This is a genomic window from Streptomyces sp. NPDC054847, assembly GCF_053610925.1.
On sequence record NZ_JBSGZJ010000233.1, the window covers coordinates 1 to 11,012 of the forward strand.

8 protein-coding genes are annotated in these 11,012 nt (G+C 69.9%); 5 read left to right on the plus strand and 3 right to left on the minus strand.

Translation table 11 applies throughout. From position 1 onward, the window contains the following. Positions 1-57: 57 nt before the first annotated feature. On the minus strand, positions 58-2,220 hold the full coding sequence (locus ACWGH4_RS21890) for an OmpL47-type beta-barrel domain-containing protein (protein ID WP_453463398.1): 2,163 nt from the start codon (positions 2,218-2,220) through the stop codon (positions 58-60). Between the two features lie 53 nt (positions 2,221-2,273). Further along, on the minus strand, positions 2,274-4,685 hold the full coding sequence (locus tag ACWGH4_RS21895) for a ThuA domain-containing protein (RefSeq protein ID WP_453463380.1): 2,412 nt from the start codon (positions 4,683-4,685) through the stop codon (positions 2,274-2,276). Positions 4,686-4,960: 275 nt separating this feature from the next. Here ACWGH4_RS21895 and ACWGH4_RS21900 point away from each other — a divergent pair, with 275 nt between their 5' ends. The 5 genes from ACWGH4_RS21900 to ACWGH4_RS21920 all read left to right on the plus strand — a co-directional run bounded on the left by ACWGH4_RS21900 (position 4,961) and on the right by ACWGH4_RS21920 (position 9,819). Beyond that, on the plus strand, positions 4,961-5,953 hold the full coding sequence (locus tag ACWGH4_RS21900) for a multicopper oxidase domain-containing protein (RefSeq protein ID WP_453463383.1): 993 nt from the start codon (positions 4,961-4,963) through the stop codon (positions 5,951-5,953). A 476-nt stretch (positions 5,954-6,429) separates the two neighbouring features. Continuing rightward, positions 6,430-7,476 (plus strand): class I SAM-dependent methyltransferase, encoded by a 1,047-nt coding sequence (locus ACWGH4_RS21905; RefSeq protein ID WP_453463386.1) that lies wholly within the window; start codon positions 6,430-6,432, stop codon positions 7,474-7,476. Between the two features lie 180 nt (positions 7,477-7,656). Then, positions 7,657-8,466, plus strand: coding sequence for an alpha/beta fold hydrolase (locus ACWGH4_RS21910; RefSeq protein WP_453463389.1), 810 nt, complete (start codon positions 7,657-7,659; stop codon positions 8,464-8,466). A gap of 225 nt (positions 8,467-8,691) precedes the next feature. Beyond that, on the plus strand, positions 8,692-9,489 hold the full coding sequence (locus ACWGH4_RS21915) for a VOC family protein (protein WP_453463392.1): 798 nt from the start codon (positions 8,692-8,694) through the stop codon (positions 9,487-9,489). Positions 9,490-9,567: 78 nt separating this feature from the next. After that, positions 9,568-9,819, plus strand: a complete 252-nt coding sequence (locus ACWGH4_RS21920; RefSeq protein WP_453463395.1) for a WhiB family transcriptional regulator — start codon at positions 9,568-9,570, stop codon at positions 9,817-9,819. A gap of 119 nt (positions 9,820-9,938) precedes the next feature. Here ACWGH4_RS21920 and ACWGH4_RS21925 read toward each other — a convergent pair whose 3' ends face one another. Further along, a complete protein-coding gene (locus tag ACWGH4_RS21925) occupies positions 9,939-10,850 on the minus strand; it encodes a chitosanase (protein WP_441261981.1) in 912 nt (303 codons plus the stop codon). Positions 10,851-11,012: the final 162 nt, after the last annotated feature.

Here is an 11,012-nt window from a genome sequence, read left to right on the forward strand (position 1 = left end):
CCTTTGGACGGTGGGGCAGCCGGTTCCGGGAAGCCGCAGCGGCTCACCCGGTGGGGATCAGAACTCCTTGATCCTGATGTTGCGGTAGGAGATCACGTCCGTGGTGCCGTGGACCTGGAGGCCGACGTAGCCGGTGGCGTAGCGGCGGCCGTCCGTCCCGGGGTCGTCCGACCGGGGCGGCTGGAAGACCTGACCGCCGGTGTTGTCGAACTCGTTGATCAGCTTGCCGTTGCGGTAGACCGAGTAGTGCTGTCCCTCCACCCGGATCTCGTAGTCGTTCCAGGTGCCCTTCGGCGTCACACCCGCGCCGCCGAGGCCGACGCGGTCGAAGCCGTAGATCGAGCCGGTCTTGTACATGTCGCCGTCGGGACGGTCCAGGATCTGCACCTCATGGCCGTACTTGATGGCGACCCACTCCGGGCGGGACTCCTCCGGGTTGTCGTGGACGTACGGGAAGCGTACGAAGACACCGCCGTTGGCGTTGCCGGCGCCGGGGGCGTCGTCCCGCCACTGGAGCTTCAGGGAGAAGTCGCCGTACTGCCGCTGCGGGAACCACAGCATGCCCATGCCCGGCACCGTGGTGCTGCTGGTCATGGCCCCGTCCTCGCTGAGCGAGAACTTGCCGCCGCCGACGTGCTGCCACTTGGCGAAGGTCTCCTCGGTGCCGTCGAAGATGTCGCGGTAGCCGCCTGTCTGCCCGGGCTTGCCGATGCCCGATTCCCTGGCCGCGCGGGTGATCTGCCGGTGCTCACGGCTGTCGATGACGCCATCGTCGAGGAGCCGGTCGAGCACCTCGTCCACGTGCTTGAGGAACAGCGCGTGCGACGACCAGTCCTTCTCGTCCTCGATCAGCTCGTTGATGGTGCAGCGGCTGCCCGTCATGCGGTTCGGGATGCCGGTGTCGACCGTGCCGACGATGACCGTCGCACGCTCGTCGTACTCGGGGCACACGGGCGCGGGGACGCCGCCGCCCTCCGCGACCGAGAACGCCAGGCTCTTGGCCTGCGAGGTGTTGCCGGCCTTGTCGGTCGCCCGGTAGAGGACCGTGTGGTAGCCGACGCGGTCGACGACCACCGGAGCCGTGTAGGCGAGGTAGGGGCCGCCGTCGAGGGAGTACTCGACCTTGTCGACGCCGGAGCCGCCGGAGTCGACCGCGACGACCGTCACGGTGGCCCGGCCGATGTAGGCGCCGTCGGAGTTCTGCTCGCCGGAGATCCCCGCCGTGGTCTGCGGCGGCTCCTTGTCCTCGGCCGGCGGTGCGACGATCGTGAAGTCCACGGACTTCTCGGCCGCGGCGTTGCCGGCCTTGTCGGTGGCCCGGTACCTGACGGTGTGCGCGCCCGTCTCGTGGACCATCACCGGGGCGGTGTAAGGCTGCCAGGCGCCGGTACCGACCGCGTACTCGACGGTGTTGACGCCGGAGCCCGTGTCGGAGGCGGTCACGGTGACCGTGGCCATCCCCAGGTAACGGCCCTGGTCGTCCTTCTCCCCGCTCACCGTGGCCGAGGTCTCCGGGGCGGTGGTGTCGTCCGTGGGCGGCGCGGCGACGGTGAAGTCGACGGACTTCTCCGCCTCGACGTTGCCCGCCTTGTCGTACGCCCGGTAGCGGAGGGTGTGGGCCCCGACCTCGTCGACGACGACGGGCGTCGTGTACGGCTGCCAGGGACCGTCGGCGCCGAGCGCGTACTCGATCTTGTCGACGCCGGCGCCCTCGTCGGTCGCCGCCAGAGTGACCGCGGCCTGGCCGATGTAGGCGCCGTCGGCGTTCCGGTCACCTTCCACCTTCGCCGTCGTCACGGGCGCGGTGGTGTCCTCGCCGCTGCCCGCGGTGACGGTCAGGATGCCCTGCATCGAACCGTGACCGGGGATCGTGCAGTGGTAGAAGTAGCGGCCCTCGGTCAGGTTGACCTGGGCGGTGTGCTTGCCTCCCATGTCGTCGTTCGGGTTGGCCAGCAGGTTCAGCTGGACGTCGTTGTTGAACTCGACGTCGGAGACCGAGAACGTCAGGGTGTGCGGCATCCCGGTGGTGTTCCCGGTGGCCGCGCTGTTCTCGAAGACGATCGTCGCCGGACCGGCCACCGCGGTGGTCGGGAACGACAGGTAGCGGTCGATGGGGTCACCCGCGGTCCAGGTCAGGACCTGTTCCGCGGCGGCCTGCGGGGCCGTCCGGCCGTCGTCGGTCTTGCCGTACGCGGCGGCGGACATCAGCCCGACCACCATCGCCACGGCGGCCAGCAAGGCCGTCCACACGCTCGCGGTTCTGTGTCTCACGGTCACTGCGCCGCCTTCCTCGCCAGCTGGTCCGCGGCCGGGGTCGCCCCGCCGCCCTTGTAGGTCACGCGCCACAGCGCGGAGTTGGAGTCGGAGGTGAAGAAGCCGCGCCCGTAGTCCAGGACGTACAGCGACCCGTCGGGCGCGAACTTCCAGTCCATGAGGTTGCGGATACCGCCGGTGCCGGTCGGGATGATCTTCTTGAGCGACTCGGCGTGCACCGGGAGCCCGCCCTTGCCGACCGTCCTCGGATCGGTCAGCACCGCGTGCCTGGGCTGGTCGCCGTCGTAGAAGTCACCGACGAACCACTTGCCGTCCCAGTACGCGGGCCACTTGACCGCCGAGTCGCTCGCGGCGTCGAAGCGGTAGACGGGGCCGTTCATGGTGGCCTGGCCGCCGCCCTTGAGCCACGGCAGCAGCAGCTTCTGCTCCTCCTGCTTGTAGCTGGGCACGCCGTTGGCGTCACGCGGGTAGTCCACGCCGCCGCCCTGCGGCGAGTACCAGATGGTGTTCGGCGTGACGGGCGGCAGGTTCACCAGACCGTCGTTGTTCGGCGACTCGTTCTTCGGCGCGTCGCAGTTGTACCAGCCGAGCGGCTGGGCCGGGTCGGGCAGATTGCGGTCCCGGTAGGGCTGGTTGTTGCCCATGCAGTACGGCCAGCCGTGGTTGCCGGCCTGCGTGATGGCGGCGAACGTGTCGTACTTGGCCGGACCCCAGGTCGTCGAGGGGGCGCCTGCGTCCGGACCGACCCATCCCGCGTAGAGGATGTCGGTGCTCTTGTCGACGAAGATGCGTGCCGGGTTGCGCACGCCCATCACGTAGATCTCGCCGCGGGTCTTGCCGCCGCCCTCGGCCGTCTCCTCGCCCGTGAAGAGGTTGCCCTGGGGGAGGGTGTACGTGCCGTCGTCCTCGGGGTGGATCCGCAGGATCTTGCCGTTGAGGTTGTTGGTGTTGCCCGCGGTGCGGCGCGCGTCGGCGAAGGACACGCCCTTGAAGTTCGGCTGCGGGTTGTTGCCCGAGTATCCGCCGCTGAAGCCGGACGAGTTGTTGTCGCCGGTGGCGATGTAGAGGTTGCCCTTGGAGTCCCAGGCCATGCCGCCGCCGGCGTGGCAGCAGCTGTGGATCTGCACCGGCCAGTCGAGCAGCACCTTCTCGCTCGCCAGGTCCAGCCGGTTGGTGGCCAGGTCGAGCGTGAAGCGGGAGACGCGACGCTCGGCCATGCGGGTCTCGCGGTCGATCTCCGAGTGGGGTGTGTAGTGCAGATACACCCAGCCGTTGGTCATGAAGTCGGGGTCCAGCTCGATACCGAGCAGCCCCTCCTCGTTCTTGACCAGCTCGTCGCCGCCGCCCTTGTTGCCGAAGACCGTCAGCGCACCGGCCTTGGAGACCTTCTTGGTCTTCGGGTCGTAGACGTGGACCTCGCCCTGGCCCTTGCCGATCTCCGGGTTGTTCCAGTCGGTGACGACCGGCCGGGAGGAGTCGGCGCCGCCGCGCCCGATGTACAGCACACGGCCGTCGGGTGCGACGACCAGCCCGTGCGGTTCGCCGATCTGGTCGTTCTGCCCCGGCTGGTTGGCCTGGGTCACCCGCTCGGCCGTGTAGTTGGCGTCGATCGTCGCCTTGCAGTCGGCCTGGGAGATGCGGGTCGTCCAGGCGAGCGCGCCGCGCAGATGGTCGCGGAAGTCGGTCTCCGCGAAGCTGTCGGCCGTGCCGCCCATGCCGGTGTAGAAGGAGCGGCCGCCGTCGTAGTCACGGCACCAGGAGATCGGATGGTCCCAGCCGTTGCCCTTCGCGGCCGGCGTGTAGGAGTTCTCCTTCACCCGGGCCACCGTGTGCACCTTGCCCGACGGGTTCTCCGCCCAGTTGAACCACTTGTCGGGCCGCTTCCACTGCAGGGGCAGCGACTTGGTGGCCGGATGCACGCGGTCGCCCACCTCGACGACGGCGCGCTGGGTGCTGCTGGGCGCGCCCGTCGGCCGGGCGCCGATCAGACCGGTGAACCAGTCGGAGTACGGCTCGGTGCGCGCGGCTTCGTGGATGCCGACGAATCCACCGCCCGCCTCCAGATAGGACTCGAGGCCCGCCTCCTGATCGGGATCGAGCACATCGCCGCCGCCGGTCAGGAACACGACCGCGTTGAAACGGCCGAGCTGCTTGGCGTTGGTGAACACCGCGGGATCGTCGGTGGCTTCGGTCCTGAAGCGGCTCGCGGCGGGGCCGGTCAGCCCGATCGTCTCGATCGCGGCGATACCGGCCTCGACGGCCGGTGACTCCGCCGTGGCGGAGCCGTGGAAGACGAGCACCTTCACGTTCGCGCCGCCGGGCGGCGACGGCAGGGACAACGTTGTCGCCGGTGGCTCAGGATACGGTTCGGCGCTGGCGGGACTGCCGCCGCCGAACAGCGACGCGGTCATGGCGCCGACGCCAAGTGCCGCTGCCAGGAGGTGCTTTCGGGATCTCGCTCTTTCGGACCTGTGATGTGGTGCGCGCTGCATGGGTCACCCACCCCTCTGTGGTCACAACAACAGCCGTTGAAGCTAGACCTCTTTTCGCGGTTCGCCAATAGGTATGACTGCAATACGACGAACTTTGTCCTGACCGTGGATAAACGAGCCCCGTCCGGTTACCGTGTGGCCGTCCCCGGGGTCATTCGCCCCGTCAATCTCTGCCGACGACTGGAGAGTTCGACATGGACAGACGGAGCTTCAACCGGCGTCTGCTCGCGGGCGGCGCGGCCGCGGCGGCCACAGGTGTGACATCGTTGTCGATCACTTCCGCCTCCAACGCGGCGCCGGCGCCGGTGAAGGGCGCGCCCCGCCTCGCTCCGGCCGGCGGCCAGGTACGGCACCTCAAGATGTACGCCGAGAAACGGGCCGACGGATCGATGGGCTACGGCCTCGAGAAGGGCAAGGCGACCGTCCCCGGGCCACTGATCGAACTCGTCGAAGGCGACACGCTGCACATCGAGTTCGAGAACCTGATGGACGTGCCGGTCAGCCTGCATCCGCACGGCGTCGACTACGACATCTCCAACGACGGCACGAGGATGAGCCGGAGCCACGTGGAGCCGGGCGCCACCCGCACCTACACCTGGCGCACCCACGCACCCGGCCGCCGTGCCGACGGCACCTGGCGGCCGGGCAGCGCGGGCTACTGGCACTACCACGACCACGTCGTCGGCACCGATCACGGCACCGGCGGCATCCGCAAGGGCCTCTACGGCCCGATGGTGGTGCGCAGGAAGGACGACATCCTTCCGGACAAGCAGTTCACGATCGTCTTCAATGACATGACCATCAACAACCGGCCGGCGGCCGACCCGCCCAACTTCCTTGCCACGGTGGGGGACCGGGTCGAGATCATCATGATCACGCACGGCGAGTACTATCACACGTTCCATATGCACGGTCACCGCTGGGCGGACAACCGGACGGGCCTGCTGTCCGGCCCGGAGGACGTCAGCCGGGTGATCGACAACAAGATCACCGGCCCGGCCGACTCCTTCGGCTTCCAGGTGATCGCCGGCGAACACGTGGGCCCGGGCGCGTGGATGTACCACTGCCACGTCCAGAGCCACTCGGACATGGGCATGGCCGGGCTGTTCCTCGTCGCCAAGGAGGACGGCACGATCCCCGGCCACGAACCGCACCATCCCGCCTCGGAAGAGGGCCACGCCCACTAGATCCCGGCGCCGCGCATAGCTGCGCGGGCCGGGCCGGAAAGCCGTGCGCGTGCCCGCCCGGGCTGTCGGCCCTCCAGCCGGCAGACCCGGCGCCAGGGCAGGGCCCGGCAACGGGGCGCGCGCCTGGCCGGGTTCCGGTCGAGCCGTGGCAGGAGCCCGCTGCCCGGGCCCGCGTGGTGGCGGTTCGGTGCGCCCGTTGACAGGCCGTAGCCGCCGTGGCACTTCTCCGGCCGTCCGCTGCCGGGCCGCGGTGCGCGCGTCTCCGGAACATGTGGTTCCGTAGATCTGACGGCTCGAGCAGGGCACTTCGGCAGCCAGTGGGTGTCCAGGGCCTTTCCAACGGCACGGTCCGGCTCTCGACGGCCACGCGGCGCCGAGCCCTCGACGTCTGTCCCGGGTGCCGTCCGATGCCGGGCCGCGGACGGGGTGCTTTCCGTGGTGACGGCGGAGCCGGTCGCGCAGCAAGGAGACCGGGAATGGATCAGAACAAGGTCACCGAGTTTCTGGGACGGTTCGTGACGGACCTGGGTGCCGCCGGTGCCGCCGGTTCGGTGGTGATCGGTCACCGACTCGGCCTGTACCGGGCGCTGGCGGAAGGCCCGGCGACGCCGGAGCGCTTCGCCGAGCGGACCGGATGCCATCCCCGCTACCTGACCGAATGGTTGCTCGGCCAGGCCGCGGGAGGGTACGTCAGCTACGACACGCAGACCGGAGAGTTCCGGCTGACCGAGGAGCAGGCGTTCTGCCTGGCCGACCCGGACGGTCCCAACGTTCCGGCGGCCTTCCTCATCGTGCTGGGATATCTGCGCGCCGAGCCGCGGATCACCGAGGCGTTCCGCAACGGTGACGGCGTGGCCTGGCACGAGCACGACGAGGACGTTTTCGTCGGATGCGACGCGTTCTACCGCCCCGGATACGCGGCGGAACTCGTACCGAACTGGATCCCGGCGCTGGACGGGGTCGACGAGAAGCTGGCCGCCGGAGCGCGGGTGGCCGACCTCGGCTGCGGACTCGGCTCCTCGTCGCTCCTCGTGGCCGAGGCCTACCCGCGCGCCACCGTCGTCGGCTCGGACTACCACGCCGAGTCGATCGAGTTGGCGCGGAAGAAGGCGGAGGCTGCCGGGCTGACCGACCGGGTGACCTTCGAGGTGGCGTCCGCGCAGACGTTCACCGGCGGTGACTACGACCTGGTCATGATGTTCGACTGCCTGCACGACATGGGCGATCCGCTCGGAGCGGCCAAGCAGGTGCGGGAGGCGCTGGACGCGGACGGCACATGGATGCTGGTGGAGCCGTACGCCTCCGACAAGGCCGAGGAGAACTTCAATCCGGTCGGCCGGCTGTACTACAGCGGCTCCACGTTCCTGTGCGTGCCGAACAGCATGTCCCAGCCCGGGGGCTACTCCCTGGGCGCGCAAGCCGGGGAGGCCGCGATCCGCGAGGTGATCAGGGAAGCCGGCTTCACCCGGTTCCGCAGAGCGGCGCAGACACCCTTCAATCTGGTGTACGAGATCAGGCCGTAGCGCCGCCCCGGGTCGGCGATCGACAGGTGTCCGTCAGCTTTCGGACAACACCTGGTCGAGCCTGGCGCCGCCCTTGTTTCCGGGCGCCCCCCGGGGCTCACTCTGCAGGTTGCGACCGTCGGCCACTGGGCGAGGATGGAGTTGTGGGGAAATAGCCGGGTGAGGGGAAGGCGGCTGGCCATGGGCGAGCACATCGTCGCCGGTGACTTGGACATCTGGACGGAACAGGTCGGTCAAGGACCGGACGTCCTGCTCATCGGCGGCTTGGGCGACACCGTCGAATCGTGGCAGTTCCAGCTCGACCGGCTTCTGGACCGTTACCGCCTGACCGCCTTCGACAATCGGGGCGCCGGCCGAACCGCGATGCCTGACGGTCCCGTCTCCGTGGAGATGATGGCCGACGACGCCGCCGCGCTTCTGCGGGCCGCCGACGTTTCCTCTGCTCACGTGGCCGGCTTCTCCGGCGGCAGCATCATCGCCCAGGAACTGGCCCTCCGCCACCCGGAGCTGGTGCGCAGCCTCGTCCTGCAGAGCACATGGCCGGTGATGGACCCGTACCTGCGTTCCTGGGCACGGTTCATCCGGTGGCTGGTGGCGGTCGCTCCGAGTGAGCGCGCCTTCCTCGAGGGCTTCTATCTCGACATTTACACGGCGCGGGCGCACAACGACGGAAGCGTCGACCGGACCATCGAGGAGGTCCTCGCCTTCCCGCACAAGCAGTCGGCCGAGGACGTTCAGCGGTTTCTCGATGCCTTCATCGACCACGACACCACCGACCGCCTGCCGCGGATCGGAGTGCCGACGCTCGTCCTCGCCGGTGGCCTCGACCCGAGCGCGCGTCCGCAGCTCGGCCGCGCCGTGGCCGAGCGGATCCCGGGCGCCCGGTTCGAGGTCATGGAGGAGGAGTCCCACCAGCCCTTCCAGGAAGTGCCGGACGAATGGAATTCCCGCGTCGACGCCTTCTGGCGCGACGTCGGGACACGCGGCTGAACCATCAACGCCGCCTTACCGGCGACAACCGGGATTGTCGGACGCCTGTCTCGTTCCACCGTGCGGTCCACCCGACTTGACGGCCCGGGCCCGTGATGCGGGCGCCGTGAATCCACCCGGCGTCGCAGCGCCGTAGGGCGATTTCGCCGGGCGCGCCGTGAAGGTTTCGGGCGGGATCGGTAGGAGACTCGGGGAGCGACGGCGGCCGCATCCGAAGGAGGACCTTTGCTCAGCGCTCCCTACGTCACCGGCTCCCCGAACTGGATCGACCTCGGCACGCCCGACGTCGAGGCCGCCAAGACCTTCTACGGCGGCGTGTTCGGCTGGACGTTCGTGTCGGCGGGGCCGGATGCCGGTGGTTACGGCATGTTCCAGCTCGGCGGGAGGACGGTCGCCGCCGTGATGACCGTGCCGCCCGAGCAGGGCACGCCGAACTGGAACGTCTACTTCCAGACGCCTGACGCCGACGCCCTGGTGAAAGCCGTCGAACAGCGCGGCGGGAGCGTCGTCGTCCGGCCCATGGACGTCCTCGACCAAGGGCGCATGGTGATCTGCCTGGACCCGGCGGGTGCGGCCTTCGCGGGCTGGGAACCGGGCCGGAACAAGGGACTCGACGCGGTCAGCGAGCTGGGGACCCTGTCCTGGCTCGAGCTGTTCACACCGGAGCCCGACTCCGCCCTGGAGTACTACGGCGGCGTCTTCGGCTGGGAAGTCTCCAAGATGCCCATGCCGGACGGCAGCGGTATCTACACCATGGTCCGCCCGGGCGGTGCGGCGCAGGACACCACGTTCGCCGGCGTCCTCCGGCTGAACGCCGATCCGATCGAGGCCGCCGGCGGGCCCTACTGGCTGCCGTATTTCGCCGTCGAGGACTGCGACGCCTCGGTGGCCAGGGCGCAGGAGCTCGGCGCGGAGATCAGACTGGCGCCCGTCGATGTGGAGGGCGTCGGCCGTTTCGCGAAACTGGCCGATCCGGCGGGCGCGCGGTTCGCCGTCGTGCGGGGATTCCTGTTGGGGGACTGACCTGAAAGGCCCCCTGCGGGGGACGCCGTTGATCGTTCGTTGACAGGATGTTTATCGGCGACGGGCAGCGTGTTCCGCATGCCGATCAACACCACAGTCACCACCGAGCACGAACTCTCCTGGCAGGAGAGCGCATTGTGCGCCCAGGCGGGTCCCGAGTTCTTCTTCCCGGCCCCCGGTTCCTCGACCCGCGAGGCCAAGCAGCTCTGCGGAGCGTGCGAGGGCCGGGTGGCCTGCCTGGAGTACGCACTGACACACGACGAGAGGTTCGGCGTCTGGGGCGGCCTGTCGGAGAAGGAACGCCACCGCCTCAAGCGCACGGCCCGCTGACCCGGGCGGCGGCCGCCGCCGCTCCGCAGGCGGCGCGGCACGCCCACGAGGTGGAAGCGCGGCTCACGAGGCCGGGCGCGCCGCCGGGCAGCGCGGCGGTCACCGGGCGGCGCGGCGGCTCATGAGCCGATGCGGAAGGTCTCTCCGTAGACCCGCCAGGTGAGCGGCGTGTCCAGGCCCATGTTCCCCTCGCGCAGGAACACCCGCTGAGCGGTGTCGATCCGCGAGGAGTCCCTGGTCTGCTCGGTCTTCTGGCGGCCGATCACGGTCCGGCCGGCGTCGAGGAAGGCATTCAGGTAGGCCTTCTCGTCGCCGCCCTCCGCCGCGGTGTCGGCGGCCTTCATCGCGGCCTCGCGGATGCCGTAGAAGCCGTCCGGGCCGAGCCCCGGCCCGTGGAGCACCATCGCGTCGTAGTAGATGAACTGGCCGAGGGTGGACAGGCCGTCCATCTTGGCCAGCCGCACGGCCGGGTCGAAGTAGATCCGGTCGCGCATCACGTCCTGCGCCTTGCGGAACTCGGGGTCCTCCGCCGCCTTCACCCACGCCGCCTCGAAGGGCGCGCCCAGTCCCTCGTGCGAGTCGCTGCCGTCGACCTCGCGGAGCGCGGGGAGGTACGCGGCGAGCGGGTTGTCCGGGTGCTCGGCCGTGAAGTACTCGACGAGCTGGAGCATGTCGTTCGTCCCCGAGCAGAAGCCGATGATCCCGGCCGTGTAGCCGTTGCCGTCGCCGATGTCCTCGATGGCGCCGTACTGGCTCTTCCAGTCCAGCGTCGAGTTCTCCGCGCTCGCCACCAGCTGGGCGGCGATCTCCTTCTTCGCGGGGTCCGCGAGGCCCGGCGGCAGCGCGTCGATGCGGTCGTCCCGCTCGCGCTGCTGGGCCGGGCTGCCCGCCTTGAGCGGGTCGGGGGCGAAGGCGGTCGGGCTGACGCGCAGGCTCGGGTCGTCCTTGGGGCGTAGCGACTCGCCGCCTCCGCCGAAGTAGACGGAGGCGGCAACAGCTACAGGGGCGCCGAAGAGGACGACGCGCGTCAGGGGTTTCACGCGGGACAGCGTACGGTGCCGCCCCGCGCCCCAGTAGTCCCGGGTTCGGCCCGCCCGTACGGTCGCGGCCGGGCCCGGCCACCGTCGCCGCGGGCCCTCCCCCGGGAGCGAGGGCCCCAGACGTCGCGCGCCCCCCGCGGGCGCGGAGGCCAC

What these genes read in the sequence shown, in the direction of transcription:
- ACWGH4_RS21890 (WP_453463398.1), bottom strand. Translation starts at nt 2,220, where the DNA reads ATGGTGGTCGGGCTGATGTCCGCCGCCGCGTACGGCAAGACCGACGAC.
- ACWGH4_RS21920 (WP_453463395.1), top strand. Translation starts at nt 9,568, where the DNA reads ATGCCGATCAACACCACAGTCACCACCGAGCACGAACTCTCCTGGCAG.
- ACWGH4_RS21895 (WP_453463380.1), bottom strand. Translation starts at nt 4,685, where the DNA reads ATGACCGCGTCGCTGTTCGGCGGCGGCAGTCCCGCCAGCGCCGAACCG.
- ACWGH4_RS21910 (WP_453463389.1), top strand. Translation starts at nt 7,657, where the DNA reads ATGGGCGAGCACATCGTCGCCGGTGACTTGGACATCTGGACGGAACAG.
- ACWGH4_RS21905 (WP_453463386.1), top strand. Translation starts at nt 6,430, where the DNA reads ATGGATCAGAACAAGGTCACCGAGTTTCTGGGACGGTTCGTGACGGAC.
- ACWGH4_RS21900 (WP_453463383.1), top strand. Translation starts at nt 4,961, where the DNA reads ATGGACAGACGGAGCTTCAACCGGCGTCTGCTCGCGGGCGGCGCGGCC.